A 22,515-nucleotide genomic window follows, 5' to 3' on the forward strand; every position below is an offset into this window, starting at 1 on the left:
GCGGGCGTGGTGGTGGGGGTGACAGGTGTACGGGCGGCGGGTGACTGGTTCATCGCTTGGCCTCCTGCCGCAGCCGACGCATGTTGAAGATCATGACCGGGATGACCAAGAGCAGCAGGATGATCGCGATCGCGCTCGCGACGTCGGGTCGGCCCTTGGAGAAGGCCTGGTCGTAGAGTTCCAGCGCGAGGACGTTCGCGTCGTCCCGCGACGAGCCGGGGGCGATGATGAAGACCAGGTCGAAGATCTTCATCACGTTGATCATCAGGGTGACGAGGACGACCGCGAGTACGGGTGTCAGCACGGGCACCGTGATGCGCCGGAAGACCTGCCACTCGTTGGCCCCGTCAACGCGGGCCGCCTCCAGGAGTTCGCGCGGCACACCCGCCAGGCCCGCGGCGATCAGGACCATCGCGAAGCCCGACCAGATCCACAGGTAGCTGCCGATGATCGCCGGGGTGACCAGCGTCGGACCGAGCCAGCTGACGCCGTTGTAGGGCTCGCGGAAGTTGCTCTCGGGCAGCCGGAGCCGGGCGCCGTCGGCCGCGTCGGAGAGCGTGAAGGTGCCGTCGGGTCCGGCGCGGGCGGAGTCCACCACCTTGCCGTCCTTGACCGCCTCGACCTTCATCCCCGGATAGCCGAGCTCCTCCCCGTCGATGCCGCCCAGCGTCCCGACGCCCTTGCCCCGGGTGAAGTCCTGCCAGGTGGTGCCGGTGACCTTGCCAGGGTCGGTCTCGGCGGCCGCGGCCGGTCGCGCGGAGCCGGGCATCTTGTCCGGGGCGACGCCGACCAGCGGCAGCAGTACGGGCTCACCCGCCCGTACGGGATCACGGGTGAGGAAGCCGCCGCCCTCCGCGGCCAGCGGTGACTCGCGCCCCGGATGGGCCTTGGGGAACGCGGACGACTCGGCGAAGGTGTCGTGGACGCCCACCATCACCGCGTTGGCGACACCGCGCTCCGGGTCCTGCTCGTACACCAGCCGGAAGATGATCCCCGACGCGAGCATCGAGATCGCCATCGGCATGAAGATGACCAGCTTGAACGCCGTTCCCCAGCGGACCCGTTCGGTGAGTACGGCGAAGATCAGGCCGAGCGTGGTGGCGACCACCGGGGCCACCACCACCCAGATCGCGGTGTTCGTGAGCGCGGTCCTGGTGGAGTCCTCGGTGAACACCTCCTGGTAGCTGTCGAGCCCGGTGAAGCTGTCGCCCGCTTGGTCGAAGAGGCTGCGGACCAGCGAGTATCCGATCGGATAGAGCACGAGTGCGCCAAGCAGCACCAGCGCGGGCAGCAGGAAGACCGCCGCCACCACTTTGCGGGTACCTGTCACGCTCTTGCGTTTGCGGGGGGCCGGGGGCATGGGCGGTACCACGCCCCCGGCCGGGGTGGCCGATGTCATCGCGGCGTCAGTTCTTGTACGCCTTGGCGGCGTCCGACTCCAGCTGGCGCTGGGTGCCGTCGACGTCCTTCGGGTTCTTCAGGAAGTCCTGCAGGGCCTTCCACATGCCCTTGCCCGGGGCGCCGCCGAAGGCCTGCGGCGTCTGGTCCGACATGTCGAAGCGGAAGTCGTCGCCCGAGGCGATCAGGGCCTTGCCGATGTCGCGCAGCACGTCGTTCGGGTACGCGGCCGGGTCCATCTCCTTGTTGGGCGAGATGAAGCCGCCCTGCTTGGCCCAGATCTCGGCCGCGTCGGTCGAGGCCAGGAAGGTCAGCAGCGCCTGGGCGCCCTTGGAGTCCTTCAGCGCCACCGCGGCGTCGCCACCGGTCACCACCGGCGCGTCGGCACCGACCGCGGGGAACGGGAAGACCTTGGCGTCCGCGCCGATCTCGGCGTCGGTCTGGCCGATGTTGACCGCCACGAAGTCGCCCTCGAACACCATCGAGGCCTTGGGCTGGTCGCCGCCGGTGAAGGTCTGGGTGACCGATGTCGGGAACTCGGTCTGCAGGGCGCCGCTCTGACCGCCCGCCAGGTAGTTCTTGTTGCCGAACAGTTCGGCGAGCGTGGTCAGCGCCTCCTTCACGGAGGGGTCCGTCCACTTGATCTCGTGCTGCGCCAGCTGGTCGTACTTCTCGGGGCCCGCCTGCGAGAGGTAGATGTTCTCGAACCAGTCGGTGAGGGTCCAGCCGTCGGCGCCCGCGACCGAGAACGGGGTGACCCCGGAGTCGTAGACCGTCTGCGCCTGGGTCATCAGCTCGTCCCAGGTCTTCGGTTCGGTGGCCCCGGCGTTCTCGAAGACCGCGTTGTTGTACCAGACCAGGGACTTGTTGGCGGCCTTGAAGTACACGCCGTACTGCTCGCCGTCGATCGCGCCGATGTCCTTCCAGCCCTGCGTGTAGTTCTTGTCGAGCTGGGCCCTGGCCTCGGCGCCGACCGGCTTGGCCCACTTCTTCTGTACGGCCTGGGCGATCGCGCCGGGCTGCGGGAGCATCGCCACATCCGGAGGATCGCCGCCCGTGATCTTCGAGCCGAGGAAGTTGACGATCGGGTCCTGCGCCGGAACGAAGGTGACCGTGGCGCCCGTGCGTTTCTCGAACTCCGTGAGCACCTTCTTGAAGTTCTCCTGCTCGGGCCCTGACCAGACCGCGGCGACCTCGACCTTCTGGCCCTTTAACTGGGGCAGTTGGACGGAGGCGCCGGCGTTCTTGTCCTTGTCGTCCTTCTTGCCGCCCTTGTCGTCGCCGTCGTCACCGCACGCGGTGAGCGCGAGTGCGCCAATGGTCACGAGTGACACAACGAGCTTGCTTGTACGAAGAGTTGTGCGCATCACTGCCCCGTTCTCTCCCCTGAGCCCTGTCCCGTGCGCACTGGTCTACGCCCGAGAGAGGGGGGCCGCAATAGTGCCTACGGGAACTCGGGGATCGTGACCGGAGGGTTACTTAGGGTGCCAGGCTCGGTGAGCGTCCCGGAGAGCTCGGGTGCGTGCCTCAGAACAGGGGCGGTACGACCCCCGCGTCGACCGAGCGGGCCGCCCGCTCCAGGGCGCTGGCCAGCAGGGCCAGGTCGGTGGGGCCGTTGCCCAGTTCGCGGACCGGGCGGCGGGCCGGCGGGTCGCCCATCCGCTCCCACTCCAGGGGTATGGCCGTCGGGCGCAGCGTGGAGGTGCGCGGGATGCGGCCGGTGACGCGTCCCGCCTGGAACGGGGTGGTACGGCCGTCCGCCGCCGTGTAGAGGCGGCCGCGGCCCGGGGCCGGGTCCTCGGGGGCCGCCGACGGGGCGTCGAGCGTGATGCGCAGGGCGGCGCCGCGGTCGAAGGCCGTGGCGGCGGTGCGGTCCGGGTGTGCGGTGGCCGCCACGAGGTGCACGCCGAGTTGCTCCGCGCCCTGGACGACGGCTTCCAGGGCGCGGACGACCGAGCCCGCGGAGGGGCGGCCGGTGGCGCCGAGTGCGGGGGCGACCAGGGCGTCGATGTCGTCGACGAGGACGACCAGGCGGGGGAGCGGTGGGGCGGCCTCGGGACGTGAACTCCGGGTGCCCGGGCGTAGCTTGAGGGTCGAGCTGCTCGGGGAGTCCAGGTCTCCGGCGCCGGTCGGGGCGGCGGCTGTGGTCCCCGTCGTGGCGCCGGTCGCGGTGGTGCGGGCTGGGCGGGGGGTGGTGAGTCGTCCCGTGCTGCCGCCGCCGGTGCGCTGCGCGACCATCCGGCCCGACACGGCCTGCTGGGTGTGCCACTCGGCGAACCCGAGTCGGCCGAGCAGCTCGGCGCGGCGCTTCAGCTCGGCGGTCAGCGCTTGGGCGAACTCCCGCATCCGTACCGGGTCGTCGGCCGTCAGGTGAGTGGTGACATGGGGCAGGTCGGTGCAGGCCCGCAGCCCGTCTCCGCGCCCCGAGCCCGCCCCGTCGACCAGGACGAGGGCCAGCCGGTCGGGCCGGTCGGCGGAGGCCAGCGCGGCGGCGGCCGAGCGCAGCAGCTCCGTACGGCCGCTGCCGGCCGGGCCGTCGATCAGCAGATGGGGGCCCATTGCCACCAGGTCGGCGCAGAGCGGGCCGCGCGGTCCGGCGCCCAGCACGGCCCAGGCGCGGCCGCCGAGTGCCTGCGGGTCGTCCACGGCCGCCGCCCAACGGGCCATCAGGGACGCCGGGGTGGCCCTGGCGAGGCCCAACTCGTCCAGCAGCCGGGCGGCTTGCGGCAGCGGGGCGGACACGTGGGCATGCGGGTCGCCGGGCTCCGCCGTACGCAGCGGTGCCAGGGCCCGGGCGAAGCGCTCGGCCCAGGCCGCGGAGACCGCGTCCACCGAGGCGACCGTGCCGTGTCCGACGAGGCGTCCCTGTGACGTACGCAGCAGCCGGAGGGCCGTGGCCACGTCACCGCTCAGCAGCGCTACGGCGCCGCAGGCGCGGAAGGCGGGGGACGCGGCGCAGGCTGCCTCGTAGGTCGCGGTGACCGGTGACGCGGGTGAGGCGGCCGGGGTCTCGGCGAGGCAGACGACGTGGATTCCGGCGCCCGCGCCGTCGGCCGCCAGCCGCGAGACGGCCTCCCGCAGGGCTGCGGAACCGGGGTCGCCGTCCACGACCAGCACGGCGTATGGGCCCGCGTATGCCGGGGTGCTGGTGCTGGTGCTGGTGCTGGTGCTCTCTGCGGACCTGTCTGTGGGGCTGTCCTGGAGGTGTTCGTCGAGGCGGCGGAGCAGTTCGTCGGTGCGCGCGGTGGCCTGTTCACGGTCGTAGGCGAGGAGCAGCCTGCAGTCCTGGCCGTGTCCGGGGCGCAGATGCGGCAGCCAGCCGAGCCAGGACCACTCCGCGGTGCGCTCGTCGAGTGTGCGGCCGCGGTCCGTGCTGATCAGCACGATCTCCAGGTCCGTGGGGGAGTGCAGCGCGGCGAGCTGGGCGACGGCCGAGCGGGCGAGGCCGGTCAGCCGGGTACGCGGCCCCGCGAGCCCCAGGGAGCCCGCCTCCCGCAGCCCGACCGTCACGGGGACGACGGGCAGCAGCCCGGCGCCGTCGGGGGTGGGCCGGTCCGTGGTGCCCAGGCGCACGGCGAGCGCTTCCGGGTGTGCCCGGTCGCGCTCCCAGAGCCGGGGGCCCGGGCCGAGCGCGGTCAGCAGCAGGGTCGAGGGATCGGGCCAGGCGTCCGGTACGGAGGCCTCGGCGGCGGCCGCCCGCGCCACGGGCTCGGCGGGGACCGGCTGCGCCTCGTCGCGTGCCCCGGTCAGTCGCCTGGCCCACGCGCTGAGCCCACCGCGCCGCCGGACCTGCCGGGGAACGGTGGTACCCCGCGCCGGCGTCCCGACCCGGCCGTCCCCGGTACCCGGACGGCCGTGACCGTCACGCGGCGCGTGCTCACGCGCGTCCGCGCCGCCGCCGTCTCGGATGCCCGCGTCTCCGGCTGCGGTGCCGTGCGCGTCGGGCGCGCCGTGCTCCCGGCCGTCAGAGTGCCTGGCGCTGGCGTCTTGGCCGCCTGCGGGGCTGTGCGGCCCGGGTTTGCTGTACGCCTGGCCGTCGGTGCGTGCGGTGCTGCGGTCTTGGTTGTCTGCGGGGCCGTACGCTCCGGGCCTGCCGTGCCCACGACCATCGGCGCGTCCGGTGCTGCCGCCCTGGTTGCCTGCGGGGCCGTGCCTCCGGCCGTCGGCGCTGGTGGTGCTGCTGCCTGGGTTGTCTGCGGGGCTGTGCGGCCCGGGTTTGCTGTACGCCTGGCCGTCGGTGCGTCCGGCGCTGCCGTCTTGGCTGTCTGCGGGGCCGTACGGCCCGGGCCTGCCGTGCCCCCGGCCATCGGCGCTCGTGGCGCTGCTGCCCTGGCCGCCCGCGCTCCCCGTGTGGGCAGCACGGCCTTGGGTCTCGGGCCAGCTCGGCGTGCGGCGGGCGGCGGCGCCGTCTCGGGTGCCCGGGTCTCCGGCTGTGGTGCCGTGCGGGTCGGGTGCGCCATGGGCCTGGCGGTCGGTGCGTCCGGCGCTGCTGCCTTGGTTGCCCNGCGGGCAGGGCGGGCCGGGCGGGCCGGGTGAGACGCCCGCCGAGTCGCGCCCCAGCGCGCCCCGGCGTGGTGCCGTGCCGCTCGTGCCCGGGTCCGCGCCGGACTCCAACCGGGACACCCATACGAGCATGCGGGTGCCGGGGCCCGACGAGCTGGCCGGAGGCGCGCGGGGTACGGCTCGCGCGCCGCGGGCCGCCGGGGAGCCGCGGCCCGGCTCCGCCCGGCATCGTGCCGCCACCGCGCGGCGGCGGCGCATCGCCCTCGGGGCGGCGGCCGTCGCCGTGGCGGCGGGGGTGGGCATCGGCGGGTGGCTCGCCACCAGTGGTGACGAACCCGACGCCAAGCCCTCGGGCACCGAGAGCTCGGCTCCGGCTACGCCCTGAGCCCGGGGACTGTCCGCGCGCTCAGGGCACGGCCGGAGCCCGCGTACACGCCCCGGGCGGGGATGATCCGTTTGGGTTGCCGTTAGGCTGGGGTCGTGGCAGTCGTCGATGTATCCGAAGAGCTCAAGTCCCTCACCACGACCATGGGGTCGATCGAGGCCGTCCTGGACCTCGAGAAGCTGAGGGCCGACATCGCCGTGCTCGAAGAGCAGGCCGCGGCCCCGTCCCTGTGGGACGACCCGGACGCGGCGCAGAAGATCACCAGCAAGCTGTCCCATCTCCAGGCCGACGTCCGCAAGGCCGATGCCCTGCGCGCGCGGATCGACGACCTCGGGGTGCTCTTCGAGCTCGCCGAGGCCGAGGACGACGCGGACACCCTCGCCGAGGCCGAGTCCGAGCTCGCGGACGTCAAGAAGGCCCTGGACGAGATGGAGGTCCGTACGCTCCTCTCCGGCGAGTACGACGAGCGCGAGGCGCTGATCACCGTACGGGCCGAGGCGGGCGGCATCGACGCCGCGGACTTCGCCGAGCAGCTGCAGCGGATGTACCTGCGCTGGGCCGAGCGGCACGACTACAAGACCGAGATCTACGAGACGTCGTACGCGGAAGAGGCCGGCATCAAGTCGACCACCTTCGTGATCCACGCCCCGTACGCCTACGGCACCCTCTCCGTCGAGCAGGGCACCCACCGTCTCGTCCGCATCTCGCCCTTCGACAACCAGGGCCGCCGCCAGACCTCCTTCGCGGGCGTCGAGGTCCTCCCGGTCGTCGAGACGACCGACGTCGTCGAGATCCCGGAGAACGACATCCGGGTCGACGTCTACCGGTCGTCAGGCCCCGGCGGTCAGTCCGTGAACACCACCGACTCCGCGGTGCGCATCACCCACCTCCCGACCGGCGTCGTGGTCTCCTGCCAGAACGAGAAGTCGCAGATCCAGAACAAGGCTTCCGCGCTGCGCGTCCTGCAGGCCAGGCTCCTGGAGCGGCAGCGCCAGGAGGAGCGGGCCAAGATGGACGCCCTCAAGGGCGACGGCGGCAGCTCCTGGGGCAACCAGATGCGCTCCTACGTCCTGCACCCGTACCAGATGGTCAAGGACCTGCGGACGGAGTACGAGGTCGGCAACCCGCAGGCGGTCCTGGACGGCGAGATCGACGGATTCCTGGAGAAGGGCATCCGCTGGCGCAAGCAGCAGGAGCAGCAGGAGGGCTGAGCCCCCCGAAAGCAGCCCCTGACGCCCCCGGCGGTCCGGCCTACTCGGTCGCCGGGGGCCCGGCCGTAAGCGAAAGGCGCAGCTGCTCGTCCTCCACGATGCGGCGGGCCAGCGACGCCTCCGAGATGTCGACCGCCTCCGCGACGGACTCGGCGACCTCGCTGCGCCGTGCGTAGACGTCGAAGTCGTCCTGCTTCCGCTTCAGGACCTCCAGCAGACGCTGGTCCAGGCTGTCCGTGGCCAGCAGCCGGTGCACCTGCACCCGTCGGACCTGGCCCATCCGATGCGCCCGGCCGACGGCCTGGGACTCCAGGGCCGGGGTGAGCTGGGGCTCGCAGAGCACCACCACCGACGCGGCCTGGAGGTTCAGACCGGTGCCGCCAGTACGTATCTGGGCCAGCAGGACCGCGTGTCCTGGGGTGCGGGTGAACTCGTCCACCAGCGACTGGCGCCGGTCGGCCGGGAGCTCGCCGCTCAGCAGCCCCACCACGGACCTGGGGCCGGGCCCCGCGCTGTCGAGCGCCTTGTGGGCCGTGGCCAGCACCTCCAGGAAGGTGGAGAACACCACCACCTTCAGATTGTTCTCGGCGGCCTCGGTGACCAGCTCCCGCAGCCGGTTCAGCTTGGCCGAGCCGGTCGGCTCGGTGTAGGCGGCGCGGCGCATCGCCATGAAGTTCCCCTCGGCCACGGCCCGGCGATAGGCGGCGCGGTCGCTGTCGGAGAACTCCTCCCATTCGTCGGCGTGGATGACACCGGGCAGCTCGGCGAGTACGTCCGGCTGGTTGCGGCGCAGGTAGCAGGGGGCCACGGCCGAGCGGAAGACGCGGGAGTCGGCGGTGGCGTACTCGTGGCGCATGGTGCGCGCCACCTCCGGGCTGAGGTAGCGGACGAGCGAGCGGAACTCGTCGACGTGGTTCTGCATGGGGGTTCCGGTCACAAACAGCACCCGGCAGGGGACCTTGCGCCGCATCAGGGTGAGGACCGACTTGGCCCGCAGGGTGTCGGGGTTCTTGATGTAGTGCGCCTCGTCGACCACGAGCAGGCCGAGCGGCAGCCGCGCTGGGATCTTCAGCGTACGCAGCAGGTCGAAGGTGGTGACCAGGGCGCCGCCGCGCTCCACCCAGGCGGCGAACGCGGCCCGGCGGTCCTGGCCGTGCGCGCGGTGGGCGGACAGCTCGCTGCGGGACTCGATCTCCCGTATCCAGTTGATCAGCACGCCGACCGGGCAGACCACGACGTGGTGGGTGGCGTCCTCGGCCGCGCTCAGATGGGCCAGCGCGGCGATCGCCTGGATGGTCTTGCCCAGGCCCATCTCGTCGCCGATCAGTACCCGGCGCCGGGCCAGCGCGAAGCGGGCGCCGAAGGCCTGGTAGCCACGGAGCGAGACATTGAGCAGGGACTCGTCCAGGGGCTGCGCCCGGACCTCCTCCGCGAGCGTGCGGGGAATGAACCCCTCGGTGGACGCGCGGTCCTGCGGCCGGTCCACGACCCTGGCCAGCAGCGTGTAGTACTCGGCGGCCCGGACCTCGAAGTCCAGCCAGGCCCGGTCCGGCCGCTCGGGGCCGCGCAGCAGGTCCGTCGCCGCCTGGTCGATCGTCAGGCGTACGTCGTCGGCCTCGGCCCCGGCGAGCGCGTCGAACAGCGCGCGCAGCTCGGACCTGGCCTTGGCCCGCCCCTCCTTGCCCGCGAGCAGCAGCTGCCAGCGGGACCTGGTGGCCCTGGCGCCCTCGATGTGCGGCTCCAGAGCCTGGGCGGTGCGCTCGGCGACGGCTACGGCGTCGGCGATCGCGGGCCCGGCGAGCAGCAGCCGGTTCAGGGCCAGGACGAGGTCCCTGTGCTGTGGGCTGTCCTTGGCGTCGACATCGATCCGTACGGCCACCGCCTCCGCCGTGGCACGGGCCAACTGCTCGGCAGCGGCCTGGGCCTGGCCCGCGCTCTGGGCCCCGATGCCGGGCACCGCGCGCAGGTCGTACGGCTCGGCCTCCCGTACCCGGCCCACCGACCCGTACCCGGCCCGCTCCAGCGCCTCCACGGCCCCCTCGCGCAGCTGACCGCGGGTCACCTCCCGCAGCCGGGCCAGTGGCATCGTGACCAACTCGGCCCGGACCAGCTCCTCTTCGAGCCCGGCCACGGCTCGCCGTACGGCGTCCAGGGCGCCCCGATGGTCCTCGCACACCGCCTGGGCGGCCTGCCGCAGCGCGTCGGCTTGCTGCAGCACGGCGCGGGCCCGCTTGCCTACGGGCACCGGCTCGTCTTGTGGTCCCACGTTGCTTGTCCCGTCCCCGTTCCCGTGCCCTGTCCGTTCCCGTACCCGGTTGTGCCCTGTCCGTGCCCTGTTCGCCGTGCTGGCTGACCTGTCGCCCCATCGTCGCATCGGGGTGTGCGGGATCAAGAGTGGTCAGAGCATGGTCATGAGTTGCCCCTTTCCGGCCATCTGGCGGATTCCAGAACTCGGCTTCGGCCCACCTGGAAAGGTAGGGGCCGCTCGTACGCGACGGGGAGCAATGAGATGAGTCCCATCCGGCACTGCCTGACGTCCGTGGCCGCGGCGACCGGAATCGCCGTGACAGACATCCTTCTGGGGCACGAGACCGTCCTCTCCGGACTCCTGGTCCTCGGCCCGCTCCTGGCCTGCGCCCGCCTGCCGACGAGACTCACGGCCGCCGTGGGCTGGTACGTGATCGTGCTCTTCGTCGTACTGAGCTACACGCACCACACGCTGGGGATGTTCAACAGCACCGTCCGGCTCCTGGCTCTGGCCATCAGTGTGGGCATGGCCGTCTACATCGCCCATGTGCGCACCGCGCGCGAGCGCACCCTGGCCACCCTCGCCAGAACAACGCAGCAGGCCCTCCTGCAGCCGATGCCCCCACGTGTGGGCGATCTCCTGGTCGCCACCCGCTACCGCTGCGCGACCCGTGACCTGGTGCTCGGTGGCGATGTGTTCGACGCGGTCCACAGTTCCCATGGCGTACGCGTCCTCATCGCCGACGTGCGCGGCAGCGGGCTCGGCGCCACCGTCACGGCCGCGGCGACCCTGCGGTACTTCCGGGACGCCGCGTACACCCAGCGCGACCTGAGCTCGGTCGCCGGTGCGCTGAACGCCGGTGTGTCACGCCAGCTGGGTCCGGAGGACTTCGTCACCGCCACGCTCGCGGAGTTCACCCCGGACGGCCGGGTGACCGTCGTGAACTGCGGACACCATCCTCCGGCCGTTCTGGGTGACCAGGGCGCGCACCTCCTCACGGTCGACCCCGCGTTGCCTCTAGGGATGCGCGGCGATCACCGGGAGCAGAGTGTGCTGCTCGCCCCCGGCGAGCGGATGCTGTTCTACACCGACGGCCTGGCCGAAGCCCGCAACCACCGCGGCGCGATGTTCGATCTCGAAGCAGAGCTTCGTGTCCTGCCGTACCTGCCGCTGCTCGATGACGTCCTCGATGACCTGCTCAAGCGGATGGACAGCCATACGGGCGGTGACACCAGTGACGACGTGGCCCTGGTCCTCTGCCAGCCCGGGTTCAGCCCTGCTTCCGGGGGGCCTGCTTGAGTGTGGTGAGGAGGGCGCTGAGGGGGGCGGTGGTTGTGGTGGCGATCTGGCCGGGGGCGTCGCTCTCGCGGAGGTGGATGAGGCCGGTGGGTCCGGTCGCCAGCTCGACGCACTCGCTCTCGCCGCTGGTGCTGTACGAAGACTTCTGCCAGGCGAGCTGGGACATCGGACTCCCTCTTACAGTGCGTACATGATGTGTTGGATCAGGCTCAGTGAGTCCCGGCTGTTGTGGGACTCGGGCGCGGATTCCGGGTCGACCGGAGTGAACGCCAGTTCAGAGAGCCGTTCGAACATCTTGCCGCACTCGTCTGTTTGCTCTCTATCCCCCACGAAGGCCGATCCCAGCGGCTGTTCGATGTAGACGGTGTCCAATTCGGGTGTTGTGCCGCCGAAGAGAATGAACGAGCGGCTGCTGGCTGCGTACGCCCCGCGTTCGAACGGGAAGACCTGCAACGTGACGTTGGGCAGCCGAGCGACCTCGATCAGCCGAAGCAGCTGCTTGCGCTCGGGGTGCGATGCGAAGGCGTTGTGGCTCTGTGACCCTGGGCGCTACAACGGTCAGGCCTCCTCGGATATCTCTTAGGCGATCGAGAGAGAAGAGAGTTGGCCATCCGTGACGTTTCCGCCGCCGTCGTACGGTGCACCTCCGCCGCCGTACGGCCCGCCCCCGCCGCACTACGGCACACCTCCGCCGTACTACGGCCCGCCGGCGCCGAAGGTCAACGGGTTTGCCGTCGCCTCGCTGGTGCTCTCGCTCGTGGCACCGATCGCGATCGCGCTGGTCGCGGTGTTCTGGGTGCTGGCGGCACTCGCCGCGATGTTCTCGCTCGCGGTGCTCGCGCCGCTCGCGCTCGTGTTCGGCATTGTCGCGCTGGTGCAGATATCCCGTAACGGCCAGCGGGGGAAGGGGCTCGCGGTCGCGGGCGTCTCCGTGTCCGGTGCCATGCTCGTACTGGGAGTGATGATGTTGGCCGGAGGGCTGACCTTCTCGACCTACTCGGTCCGGGAGGAGTACGACAGCTCGGCTTCACCCCGACCGGAGGCGAGCCAGAGTGAGTCGGGCGAGCGGGTGACCGTGTTCGACCTGGCGGAGGGGGACTGCTTCACCCCCAAGGTGCTGCCCACGCAGGAGAACAAGGGCTCGCTCAAGAACCCCTTCGCGCGGCGGCTGCCTTGCGACGAGGCACACCGTGGCGAGATCTACGCCAGCTTCGAGCTGCAAGACGGCGACGGGGCGTTCCCGGGCACCGAGGAAGTCACCGCGACCGCGCGGGAGAAGTGCGGGCCGTTGCTCTTCGACTACTCCCTCGACCCCGTTCGGTACGGCGGGCTGCAGACGTTCTTCTACTACCCGGACCGCACCGGATGGGCGCGCGGCGAGCGTACGGTGCTCTGCTGGGCGGCGAAGCCGCGCGGCGAACTGGCAGTGTCCGTACGGGTCGTCAAGAGCGACCTGGAGCCGGCCCAGTACGCGTATCTCGCGGCGGCGCGGCCGATGGGCGACGGGGCGGTCACCATCCCGCAGAAGGGCCCCAAGGAGGACCTGGCCGGGGCCAGGAAATGGGCCGGGCAGATGGGCGTGGCGTACACGGAGACGGTCCGGCAGCTCAGAGCGGCCGAGCTGCCGAGTGAGGTCAGCGGGTCAGTTACGCGGCTGGCGACCGTACTTGAGACCGGCGTGCCGCACTGGAAGAACGCCGCGGCGGCCCAGGACGCAGGGGTGTTCCTCGCCGAGATGAAGCTGGCGGAGGGGGACCTCCGGTTTCGGGCGAAGCTGGACGCGGAGATTCGCAAGGGACTCGGGCTGCCCACCCCCGCGGGAGCGGAGCCGGGTGGGAACCCGGAAGTCTGACGTCAAAGTCCGGCCGGGAGCGGAGCAGTTGCGGCAGCGGAGCCGGAGGGAATGCGTGGGGACCGTGGTGAATGCGTCACAGTCGTACCTCTCGCTGAGGGGCAAGTAATGATCAACCGGACATCACGCCCGGATCGTTCTTGACGTAACTCTTAACTCTGGACAGGCTGCTGGGCAGCATGCGTATGTCTGGGGCTGGCGTGACGGGGCGGGGAGCACAGCCTCACTGAGGCGATCCCGCGAGAACGATCCCCCCCCGCAGGGCCGTGGTCCCGCATATGGCTGCTCCACTGACGAGAACGGCTACTGGGGGTAGCAGCAGATGACGAAGAAGACGCGGGTCCGTGTGGCACGGATAGCCGCAGGTGCGGTGATCGCGGCCGGTGCGTCGCTCACCGCGGCCGGTGCCGCTTCGGCAGCCGGGCTCGAAGTCCCGGGCGTTGTGAAGATCGAGGTCGGCGAAGACGACGAGGACCCGGGTTGCATCCCGGGTGACCCGTCGTGTGATGACGGATCCGGGACCGGCGGTACCGGTGGCGATGACAGCACCGGCGGTACGGGCGGTGATGACAGCACCGGCGGTACGGGTGGCGATGACAGCACCGGCGGCACCGGTGGTGACGACAGCACCGGCGGTACCGGTGGCGATGACAGCACCGGCGGCACGGGTGGTGACGACAGCACCGGCGGTACGGGTGGTGACGACAGCACCGGCGGTACGGGTGGTGACGACAGCACCGGCGGCACCGGTGGCGATGACAGCACCGGTGGCACGGGTGGTGACGACAGCACCGGTGGCACGGGTGGTGACGACAGCACCGGCGGCACGGGCGGTACTGGCGGCACCGGCGGCACGGGCGGTACTGGCGGCACCGGCGGCAACGGCGGCGGCACCGGTGGCAACGGCGGAGGCACGGGCGGCAACGGCGGCGGCACCGGCGGTGGCGACACCGGCGGTACCGGAGGCGGCGACACCACCGGCGGCAACGGCGGCAGCACGGGCGGTAACGGCCCCGTCCCCGACGGCGACGCCAACCAGCCCGTCGAGCAGGGCCAGGGCAAGGACGGCCTGACCGACACCGGTGCCGACAAGGACACCGACAAGGGCGCTGGCGCCGGCACCGACAAGGGCAGCGACGCCGAGAAGGGCGAGCTCGCCGAGACCGGCGCCGGACAGACCCAGTTCCTGCTGATCGGCGCCGCGACGATGATCGCCGGTGGCGTCGGCTTCCGGATGATGCCGCGCCTGATGGGCGGCCGCCCCACCGCGGCCTGATCCACCGGCGTAGTACGTAGCAGTAAGCAGTAATAAGCAGTAGTACACAGAAGAAGGGCCCGGAGCAGCTGCTCCGGGCCCTTCTTCTGTGTACTACCGCTACGCGGTCTGCGTGGCCAGCAGCGCCATGGCCCCGATCAGCACCACCAGCAGCGCTATCAGCGCCACCGGGTTCAGCCCGGCGAAGGGTCCCTGCTGCATCCGCTCGCGGTTGGCCCGGCAGACAGCACACCGGCCCTGGGCCACGGGCGCCGCGCAGTTCGCGCACACCAGTCGGTCAAAGGTCATGCGCTGCCTCCCTCGCGCCTTCACACATGGTCTCGCTCGGCCTCATAACGCTTGGCCTATAGGGAACGGTTCCCCTTACCACTGTGCCAGCTTTCCAGGTTTTCGGCGCGCCCCGTCGTTTCCCGTCCGTTTGTGACCATTCTCTATCGTCACAAAACACGCAACCCAGGACGCTGACTGCGCCGCGCACGCCCCTTCGCGTAGGGTCACGCTCACCTACCCCCGGCGACCCGTGGTGCATCCGTGATCCGATTCGACAACGTCTCCAAGACCTACCCCAAGCAGACCCGCCCCGCACTCAGAGATGTCTCCCTGGAGATCGAGCGCGGCGAGTTCGTCTTCCTGGTGGGGTCTTCCGGCTCCGGAAAGTCCACCTTCCTGCGGCTGATCCTCCGCGAGGAGCGAGCCAGCCAAGGTCAGGTGCACGTCCTGGGCAAGGACCTCGCGCGGCTGTCCAACTGGAAGGTGCCGCACATGCGGCGCCAGCTGGGCACCGTCTTCCAGGACTTCCGGCTGCTGCCCAACAAGACCGTCGGCGAGAACGTCGCCTTCGCGCTGGAGGTCATCGGCAAGCCGCGCGGCACGATCCGTAAGACCGTCCCCGAGGTGCTCGACCTGGTGGGGCTCGGCGGCAAGCAGGACCGTATGCCGGGCGAGCTGTCCGGCGGTGAGCAGCAGCGGGTGGCGATCGCCCGTGCCTTCGTGAACCGTCCGATGCTGCTGATCGCCGACGAGCCCACCGGCAACCTGGACCCGCAGACGTCGGTCGGCATCATGAAGCTGCTCGACCGCATCAACCGCACCGGCACCACCGTGGTGATGGCCACCCACGACCAGCAGATCGTGGACCAGATGCGCAAGCGCGTCATCGAGATGGAGCAGGGCCGCCTGGTCCGCGACCAGTCCCGCGGCGTCTACGGCTACCAGCACTGAGCATCGAGCACTGAGCACCTGAAAGGACGCCATGCGCGCCCAGTTCGTCCTGTCGGAGATCGGCGTCGGTCTCCGCCGCAATCTCACGATGACCTTCGCGGTCATCGTCTCCGTCGCCCTCTCGCTGGCGCTGTTCGGCGGCTCGTTGCTCATGCGCGACCAGGTGAGCACGATGAAGGGCTACTGGTACGACAAGGTCAACGTAGCGATCTTCTTCTGCAACAAGGGGGACGCGGAGACCGACCCGAAGTGCACCAAGGGCGCGGTCACCAAGGAGCAGAAGGAGACGATCCTCGCCGATCTGAACAAGATGGACGAGGTCGTCGAGAAGGTCCAGCACGAGTCCAGCGACGAGGCGTACAAGCACTACAAGGAGCAGTTCGGCGACTCGCCGCTGGTCAACTCGCTCACCCCGGACCAGATGCAGGAGTCGTACCGGATCAAGCTGAAGGACCCCGAGAAGTACCAGGTGATCGCCAGCGCCTTCTCGGACCACCCCGGTGTGCAGTCCGTGCAGGACCAGCGCAAGACCGTGGACAAGCTCTTCGAGGTGCTCAACGGCATGACCTGGGTGGCCGGGGTCATGATGGCGCTGATGCTGGTCGTCGCGCTGATCCTGATCGTCAACACGGTACGGGTCTCGGCCTTCAGCCGCAGACGCGAGACCGGGATCATGCGTCTGGTGGGCGCCTCCAGCTTCTATATCCAGGTGCCGTTCATCCTGGAGGCGACCCTGGCCGGGCTGTTCGGCGGGCTGATCGCCTGCGGGATGCTGCTGGCCGGCCGGTACTTCCTCGTCGACCACGGCATCGCACTCGCCGACAAGATGGAACTGATCAACTTCATCGGCTGGGACGCGGTGTTGACCAAGCTCCCGCTGGTGCTCGCGGTCGGGCTGCTGATGCCCGCGATGGCAGCGTTCTTCGCTTTGCGCAAGTACCTGAAGGTGTGACACACGTCCAGGGCGCCGTACGGTCAACCTTCCGTACGGCGCTCTTTGTTGTCCTAGACTCACCGGCATGTCGGGTTCAGACCTGTTCTCCCGGCCCCGCCGCATCCGCCGCGGGGCGGCCCTGACATTGGTCTTCGCGACCGTGCTCGCGACGGGGGCGGCGACCGAATCCTGGAGTGAGCCGGACCGGAACCCGACCGGCAAGCAGGCCCGTTCCACGCCCGCCACCAGCGCTGACGCGGGGGACACCACCGAACCCGACGAGGTCGCCGACGCCGCGGCCAAGGCCCTGGCCGACGGCAAGTCCCCCAGCAAGGCCGCCGAAGAGGTCGTCAGCCGCAGCGGCGACCGCTGGGGTTCGGTCTACGACGCCGGGGAGTACGAGGAGTTCGAGCGGGAGCTCGAAGGCGAGTACACCGGTGTGGGGCTGTGGACCAGACGGGCGGCCGACGGCCGGGTCGAAGTGGTCCGGGTGCAGCGCGACAGCCCCGCGGCCCGCGCCGGGATCGCCATAGGCGACCGGCTGCGCAGCGTCGACGGCAAGGCGCTCAAGGGCCGCGGCCCCAAGGAGATCGTGTCCCTGCTGCGTGGCGCGGGCGCCGACGCCGGGACGCAGGTGAAGCTCGGACTGCGGCGTGGCACGCGCGCGTGGAGCCAGACGCTGCGCCGGGCCAGACTCGAGAAGGAGTCCGTCACCGTACGGCGGCTGGCCGACGGACCCGTACTGATCAAGGTCACCGTGCTCACCAAGGGCACCGGAGGCGATGTGCGCGACGCGGTACGCGATGCCCCGCAGGGTGCCGGCGTCCTGCTCGACCTGCGGGGCAACTCCGGAGGGCTGGTCACCGAGGCCCAGGAGGTGGCCTCCGTCTTCCTGGACGGCGGAGTGGTGGCGACGTACGACGTCCGGGGCAAGCAGCAGGCGCTGCACGCCGAGCCGGGCGGGAGCGGCACCAGACCCCTGGTCGTGCTCGTCGACGGCGGCACGATGAGCGCGGCGGAACTGCTCGCCGGTGCCCTCCAGGACCGTGGCCGTGCGGTGGTGGTGGGCTCCCGGACCTTCGGCAAGGGCTCCGTCCAGATGCCGAGCCGCCTCCCCGACGGCTCCGTCGCCGAGCTGACCGTCGGCCACTACCGCACTCCGTCCGGGCGCACCGTCGACGGTCAGGGCATCACCCCCGACCTGGAGGTCGACCAGGAAGCCGAGCAGCGGGCCCGCACGGTATTGAGTGGCCTCGGACCCCCCTCGTAGTGCGAAAATGGCCACACTATGGCTAAGGAAAAGGATCAAGGGCGCAAGCTGGTCGCGCAGAACAAGAAGGCGCGGCACGACTACCACATCCTCGACACCTACGAGTGCGGCCTCGTGCTGACCGGTACCGAGGTCAAGTCGCTGCGCCAGGGGCGGTCGTCGCTGGCGGACGGGTTCGTGCAGATCGACGGCCACGAGGCCTGGCTGCACAACGTGCATGTGCCCGAGTACACCCAGGGCACCTGGACCAACCACAGCGCACGGCGCAAGCGGAAGCTGCTGCTGCACCGCGCCGAGATCGACAAGCTGGAGTCCAAGTCGCAGGAGACGGGCCACACGATCGTGCCGCTCGCGCTGTACTTCAAGGACGGCCGGGCCAAGGTCGAGATCGCGCTGGCGAAGGGCAAGAAGGAGTACGACAAGCGGCAGACCCTGCGCGAGAAGCAGGACCGGCGCGAGACCGACCGCGCGATCTCGGCGGTACGTCGCCGGGAGCGCGGGAAATAGGCTGGCACCCTCGTACGTTGGTCACGTACGATGGGCACTGCCCCACCAGCTGGGGCTTGAAAAATCAACATGGGGATGATCGGTTTCGACAGCGGATGTCGAAGCAGGGGAAGCGTGTCGAGGAAGCGGCAATGATCTCGTAAACCATATGTCGCAACCAATAATCGCCAATACCAAGCGCGATTCCTTCGCCCTCGCTGCCTAAGTAGCGACTTGCGAAGTGTCAGCCCGGGGGTGTTCCCGACCCGGATCCTGGCATCAGCTAGGGAACTAAACCGCTAAGCCCGGTCACGGGGAGTAGCGGGAAATCAAACAGTGACTGAGCCCGTCGGAGACTTGTTCGCGTGATCTTCGGGGCTGAGAAAATCGTAGCGAACTGCACACGGAGAAGCCCTGGTTCCGCACCGTTGGACGCGGGTTCGATTCCCGCCATCTCCACCACCCCATGTAGCCCCTGGCCCGCCGAGTATCTCGGCGGGCCAGGGGCTTTTTCGCGCCCCATCGGTGCTTGAAGTACGTAAGATGATCACTCTGTCGTAGGACATCACTGGAGGGGGCTCTATGCGTGCTATATCAGGATCTGGGCTGAAGAGACGGGTGGCCATGGGGGGTGCGGTGGCCGTTCTCACGGTCGGTCTTGCCGCGTGCTCGTCCGGTTCCGAATCGGACTCCGCATCCGGTACCGGGGGCGGTAGCGACAAGAATTCCTCCGCCGAGTCGGCGCCGAAGGGGCCGAAGGAGGCCAAGCCCGGGACCGCCATCAAGGTGGGTGACTTCGAGGTCACCGTGGTGGAACTCGTTGACCCGTACACCATGAAGGAGGGAGGGAAGCCGACCGAGGACGACGCGCACTTCGTCGCCGCCGCCCTCTCGGTGAAGAACATCGGGAGCGCCGCCGGTCCCTACGACTACAGCAGTGCGGTGGTGCTGCGGGACTCGGTCGGCACGGAGATGGTGCGCATGTCCGGCGATGACACCGACACGTTCGACGGCAAGATCCCGTCGGGCACCACGGTGAAGGGGTCGGTCATGTTCCAGGTCCCGGACGGCGCGAAGGGCTTCACGCTGGAGGTCGGCGAGGATCTGCACAGCGGCGGATCCATCGCGGCCACCGTCAGCCTGGGCTGACCGGCGCCGGGCCGGCGCCCTGGCCCGACATGACGTCGTGGCGCCGGCCCAGCGTGTGCAGCAGGAGCGCGAGGGCGGCCGCGCTCACCGGCACCAGGTAGGCCGGGCTCGGCCCCAGGTGCTCCACAGCCCAGCCGCCCATCGCCGCGCCGCAGGCGATGCCGCCGAGCAGGCCGGTCACGGCGAGGGTCATGCCCTCGTTCAGGCGGCCGTCGGGGGTCAGGCGCTGGACCATCGTCATGCCGGTGACCATGGTCGGGGCGGTCGCCATACCGGCGAGCAGGAGTGCGCCTGCCAGCAGCAGGAGGGAGCCGGTGGACGCTGCGAGCAGGGGCAGTGACATCAGGGCGGTCATCGCGGCGAGGCAGAGCAGCAGGCGACGGGGGAGTGGGCCCGAGACGCGGAGGGTCCCGTAGAGGAGTCCGGCGAGGCAGGAGCCCGCCGCCTGGAGTCCCAGGATCAGGCCCGCCGCCGAGGGGTGCCCGCGGTGCTCCGCGTACGCCACCGTGACGACCTCCATCGCGCCGAACACCGCGCCGGTGGCGAGGAAGACGACGAGGAGGGGCCGCATTCCCGGGGTTCGGAGGGGGGAGCGGGTTCTGGTCGTACGCGGTCGGGGTGGTGGCTCGGTGGAGCGCTGGGCGGTGAAGAGCAGGACGCCCGTGAGGAGGAGGACCGCGCCGGTCAGGGTGCCCGCCTCCGGGAAGAGCGCGGTGCACAGGAACGCGGCGAGTACTGGGCCGAGCATGAAGCACAGCTCGTCGGCGGCCTGTTCGAAGGAATTGGCGGTGTGCAGCGCCGGTCCGTCGCCCCTGAGCAGGTGCTGCCAGCGGGCGCGGGACATGCCGCCGGTGTTGGGCGTGGTGGCGGTCGCGGCGTAGCAGGCGAAGAGCGTCCAGAGGGGGGCGTCCAGACGGACGCAGAGCACCAGGGCGAGCGAGCCCAGTACGGCGAGGATCGTCGCGGGTACGGCGACCCTGGCCTGTCCGTACCGGTCGACCAGGCGGGCCGTCCAGGGGGCCACCACCGCCGTGGTGGCGAGCCCGGTCGCGGTGACGGCGCCGGCCAGGGCGTAGGACCCGCGGGCTCCGGCGATCATGATGATCGCGCTCACGCCGAACATGCCCATGGGCAGCCGGGCGAGAAGGTTCCCGAGGGTGAAGGCGCGGGCGCCGGGGACCTGGAAGAGACGGCGGTAGGGCCCCGGAGTGCGGGTACGGTCGCGCGGCGGCGGGGTGGCGACCAGGACGTCGCCGGACACGGCGAGGAAGGGCGGCTGGGCGGGCTCGTGGGGCATGCGATAAGCCTCGCCGCGTAGTGCGTACGGGGTCCAACACCTTCTCCGCGCCGATTGACGCACCTGTGTTGTAAGTTCGCGTCATGCCCCAGGACATCCAGCCGCGACTGCTGCGCGCCTTCTGCGCCGTCGCCGACGAGCTGCACTTCACGAGGGCGGCCGCCCGCCTGTACGTCGCACAGCAGGCCCTGAGCCGGGACGTGCGCCGACTGGAGCGCGAGCTGGGGGTCGAGCTGTTCCTGCGGCACACCCGCCAGGTGGCGCTGACCGAGCACGGCGAGCGACTGCTGCCGTACGCGCGACGGGTCTTGGAGGCGCAGGACACGTTCCGGGAGGCGGCCGCAGGGCCGGGGCCGCGACCGCTGCTCGTCGATCTGAACAGCCCCGGGCTCACTCTCGACCGCATCCTGACGCGGGCCCGTGAGCTGGCCCCGGAGTGCGAGCTGATGGCCCGCTACGAGAGCGGGCTGACCGGTGCCGCGGCCGAGATCCTGGCCGGGCGCCTGGACGCGTCCTTCGGGCGGTACGCGGGGCTCGCCCCGGCCCTGCGGGCGCAGCTGGCCCAACAGCCCGTACGGTACGAGCCGATGGCCGTCGTACTGCCCGACGACCACCCGCTGGCGGGGCTCGACGCGGTCCCGCTCGACCGGCTGGCGGGCGAGACCGTCTACGCGGGGGCGGGCAATCCGCGCACCGTCGAGTGGACGGACCTGGCGCAGGAGCTCTTCGACGGGCGGGGGATCGCCGTCGCGCCGCCCGCGCCCCTGGCGGTGGGGGTCGAGGAGTTCCGGCGGTTGATGGCCAAGCACCGCAACCCGGTCCTGGCCGTGGTGGGGTTTCCGGCCATGCCGGGCTGTGTGTTGCGGCCACTTATCGATCCGGTACCGCTTTCGCCCGTGTCCCTGGTGTGGCGAAAAGGCCTTAAACATGCCGGAATTGATGCCTTGCGTACCGCTTCGTCCGATATTGGCGCGGAGGAAGGGTGGCTGAGGCGGCCACCGGGAGCCTGGGTTCCGCAGGCAGATGCACTCATCATGATGGGTCCTGATTGACCGCTGGGTCTGATTGTCGTTGCGGTGCGCTACATTCATGGCTCGGGTGCAGTGTGATAAGGGGGGCGCCCGGGCCAGGATGGGGGTCCGGTCCGGCGGCGAGTGCCCGATGTCGCCCTGCGCCCATAAAGATCCAGTAAGTGGGGGTTGGGCGTACAGCTGTGGAAAATTGGCGAGAAGGTGCCCGTTCCGGGCAGACACACGATCCGCACGAAGTGACGATCCAGATCGACGGCGCGGGCCGTCAGCTTCAGGACCTGTCACCGGATCACACCGCGCAGGACGGCTCCGACGGGCCGGTGTTCGTCGACGAGACGGGCAGCCGTGGCCGCAAGGTCCGCCGAATAGGCTGGATCGCCGGCATAGTCTGCGCCGTCTACGCCGTGGTGCTCGGCGTCACGCTGGTCTCCGGTAACTCCGACGCGCCCTGGATGCCGGGGCTCGGCGGCAAGGAGGACAAGGCCCCCGCGGGAAAGGTGGAGCCCTCCCCGGTTCCCGAGACCTCGGAATCCCCGGACAGCACACCGGGGCAGCGAGCGCCCGTACCCAGCTCCACGGACGGTGCCGTCCTGCCGCCGGGTGTCACCGCGTCGCCGAGCGCCCCCGCCAAGCCCGATGCCTCGGCCTCGTCCGGTAAGCCCTCCGCGGACCCGACCGAGGACGACCCCACCAAGGACCCGGACCCCACGAAGGCCCCTGACCCCACCAAGGAGCCCGACCCGGACCCGACCGAGGAACCGGACCCCGACCCGGAGCCCGACCCGGACCCCGAGCCCGACCCGGACCCGACCGACGAGCCGGTCCCCGACCCCGACCCCACGGACGGCGGCGAGGCCGGTGGGGCCGGTGGGGCCGAACAGATCAACGCCAGTAGTGCACAGCCTTCGGTGACCGAGAGCGCAGCACAGCACCAGGCCCCGGAGGGCGCGTAACC

At 70.6% G+C, this 22,515-nt stretch carries 19 protein-coding genes, 1 other RNA gene and 1 pseudogene; 13 read left to right on the plus strand and 8 right to left on the minus strand.

Annotation, left to right across the window (positions count from 1 at the left end):
- Positions 1-49 precede the first annotated feature (49 nt).
- From U9R90_RS32340 to U9R90_RS32350, 3 genes are all read right to left on the minus strand, one after another.
- A complete protein-coding gene (locus tag U9R90_RS32340; RefSeq protein WP_411060604.1) occupies positions 50-1,330 on the minus strand; it encodes a carbohydrate ABC transporter permease in 1,281 nt (426 codons plus the stop codon).
- A gap of 76 nt (positions 1,331-1,406) precedes the next feature.
- Complete coding sequence (locus U9R90_RS32345; protein WP_411060605.1) at positions 1,407-2,765, minus strand: ABC transporter substrate-binding protein; 1,359 nt, start codon at positions 2,763-2,765, stop codon at positions 1,407-1,409.
- A 160-nt stretch (positions 2,766-2,925) separates the two neighbouring features.
- Positions 2,926-6,021, minus strand: coding sequence for an FtsK/SpoIIIE domain-containing protein (locus U9R90_RS32350; protein WP_411060607.1), 3,096 nt, complete (start codon positions 6,019-6,021; stop codon positions 2,926-2,928).
- Between U9R90_RS32350 and U9R90_RS32355 the strand changes: the two are divergent.
- A pseudogene (locus tag U9R90_RS32355) lies at positions 5,936-6,286 on the plus strand (serine/threonine protein kinase); the annotation flags it as partial. The gene U9R90_RS32350 and the pseudogene U9R90_RS32355 sit on opposite strands and share 86 nt — an antisense overlap.
- Before the next feature lie 95 nt (positions 6,287-6,381).
- The gene (gene prfB / locus U9R90_RS32360) at positions 6,382-7,497 is read left to right on the plus strand and encodes a peptide chain release factor 2 (RefSeq protein WP_411060609.1); all 1,116 of its coding nucleotides are present in this window, start codon (positions 6,382-6,384) and stop codon (positions 7,495-7,497) included.
- Between the two features lie 40 nt (positions 7,498-7,537).
- Here prfB and U9R90_RS32365 read toward each other — a convergent pair whose 3' ends face one another.
- Positions 7,538-9,763: a DEAD/DEAH box helicase gene (locus U9R90_RS32365; RefSeq protein ID WP_411060611.1), complete on the minus strand. Its 2,226-nt coding sequence runs from the start codon at positions 9,761-9,763 to the stop codon at positions 7,538-7,540.
- 243 nt (positions 9,764-10,006) lie between these two features.
- Between U9R90_RS32365 and U9R90_RS32370 the strand changes: the two genes are divergently transcribed.
- Positions 10,007-11,044: a PP2C family protein-serine/threonine phosphatase gene (locus U9R90_RS32370; RefSeq protein WP_411060613.1), complete on the plus strand. Its 1,038-nt coding sequence runs from the start codon at positions 10,007-10,009 to the stop codon at positions 11,042-11,044.
- On the opposite strand, the gene U9R90_RS32375 is transcribed toward U9R90_RS32370, so the two are convergent.
- Positions 11,016-11,210, minus strand: a complete 195-nt coding sequence (locus U9R90_RS32375) for a DUF397 domain-containing protein (protein WP_411060615.1) — start codon at positions 11,208-11,210, stop codon at positions 11,016-11,018. The genes U9R90_RS32370 and U9R90_RS32375 overlap by 29 nt on opposite strands.
- Positions 11,211-11,221: 11 nt before the next feature.
- Complete coding sequence (locus tag U9R90_RS32380) at positions 11,222-11,539, minus strand: Scr1 family TA system antitoxin-like transcriptional regulator (protein ID WP_411061000.1); 318 nt, start codon at positions 11,537-11,539, stop codon at positions 11,222-11,224.
- A 118-nt stretch (positions 11,540-11,657) separates the two neighbouring features.
- Between U9R90_RS32380 and U9R90_RS32385 the strand changes: the two genes are divergently transcribed.
- Both U9R90_RS32385 and U9R90_RS32390 read left to right on the plus strand, forming a co-directional pair.
- Positions 11,658-12,896 carry a septum formation family protein gene (locus tag U9R90_RS32385; protein ID WP_411060617.1) on the plus strand — a complete coding sequence of 413 codons (1,239 nt, stop codon included), beginning with the start codon at positions 11,658-11,660 and terminating at the stop codon, positions 12,894-12,896.
- A 322-nt stretch (positions 12,897-13,218) separates the two neighbouring features.
- Positions 13,219-14,172: a hypothetical protein gene (locus U9R90_RS32390; protein WP_411060619.1), complete on the plus strand. Its 954-nt coding sequence runs from the start codon at positions 13,219-13,221 to the stop codon at positions 14,170-14,172.
- Between the two features lie 99 nt (positions 14,173-14,271).
- On the opposite strand, the gene U9R90_RS32395 is transcribed toward U9R90_RS32390, so the two are convergent.
- Complete coding sequence (locus U9R90_RS32395; RefSeq protein WP_411060621.1) at positions 14,272-14,460, minus strand: hypothetical protein; 189 nt, start codon at positions 14,458-14,460, stop codon at positions 14,272-14,274.
- A 243-nt stretch (positions 14,461-14,703) separates the two neighbouring features.
- Here U9R90_RS32395 and ftsE point away from each other — a divergent pair, with 243 nt between their 5' ends.
- The 6 genes from ftsE (at position 14,704) to U9R90_RS32425 (ending at position 19,232) form a co-directional block, all read left to right on the plus strand.
- Positions 14,704-15,393 (plus strand): cell division ATP-binding protein FtsE, encoded by a 690-nt coding sequence (ftsE, locus tag U9R90_RS32400; RefSeq protein WP_411060622.1) that lies wholly within the window; start codon positions 14,704-14,706, stop codon positions 15,391-15,393.
- 31 nt (positions 15,394-15,424) lie between these two features.
- Positions 15,425-16,345 (plus strand): permease-like cell division protein FtsX, encoded by a 921-nt coding sequence (gene ftsX / locus U9R90_RS32405; protein ID WP_411060623.1) that lies wholly within the window; start codon positions 15,425-15,427, stop codon positions 16,343-16,345.
- Positions 16,346-16,412: 67 nt separating this feature from the next.
- Positions 16,413-17,597: a S41 family peptidase gene (locus U9R90_RS32410; RefSeq protein WP_411060624.1), complete on the plus strand. Its 1,185-nt coding sequence runs from the start codon at positions 16,413-16,415 to the stop codon at positions 17,595-17,597.
- 18 nt (positions 17,598-17,615) lie between these two features.
- Positions 17,616-18,104: an SsrA-binding protein SmpB gene (smpB, locus tag U9R90_RS32415; RefSeq protein WP_411060625.1), complete on the plus strand. Its 489-nt coding sequence runs from the start codon at positions 17,616-17,618 to the stop codon at positions 18,102-18,104.
- Positions 18,105-18,175: 71 nt separating this feature from the next.
- Positions 18,176-18,545, plus strand: a transfer-messenger RNA (tmRNA) gene (gene ssrA / locus U9R90_RS32420).
- 174 nt (positions 18,546-18,719) lie between these two features.
- Positions 18,720-19,232: a DUF4352 domain-containing protein gene (locus U9R90_RS32425; RefSeq protein WP_411060626.1), complete on the plus strand. Its 513-nt coding sequence runs from the start codon at positions 18,720-18,722 to the stop codon at positions 19,230-19,232.
- Here the strand turns inward: U9R90_RS32425 and U9R90_RS32430 are convergent.
- Positions 19,219-20,529 (minus strand): MFS transporter, encoded by a 1,311-nt coding sequence (locus U9R90_RS32430; RefSeq protein WP_411060627.1) that lies wholly within the window; start codon positions 20,527-20,529, stop codon positions 19,219-19,221. The two genes, U9R90_RS32425 and U9R90_RS32430, sit on opposite strands and share 14 nt — an antisense overlap.
- Positions 20,530-20,612: 83 nt before the next feature.
- On the opposite strand from U9R90_RS32430, the gene U9R90_RS32435 reads away from it, so the two are divergent.
- Both U9R90_RS32435 and U9R90_RS32440 read left to right on the plus strand, forming a co-directional pair.
- Positions 20,613-21,581, plus strand: coding sequence for a LysR family transcriptional regulator (locus U9R90_RS32435; RefSeq protein ID WP_411060628.1), 969 nt, complete (start codon positions 20,613-20,615; stop codon positions 21,579-21,581).
- Positions 21,582-21,796: 215 nt separating this feature from the next.
- Complete coding sequence (locus tag U9R90_RS32440; RefSeq protein ID WP_411060629.1) at positions 21,797-22,513, plus strand: hypothetical protein; 717 nt, start codon at positions 21,797-21,799, stop codon at positions 22,511-22,513.
- Positions 22,514-22,515 lie beyond the last annotated feature (2 nt).

The sequence above is a fragment of the Streptomyces sp. E11-3 genome, from assembly GCF_046540415.1.
GTDB lineage: Bacteria > Actinomycetota > Actinomycetes > Streptomycetales > Streptomycetaceae > Streptomyces.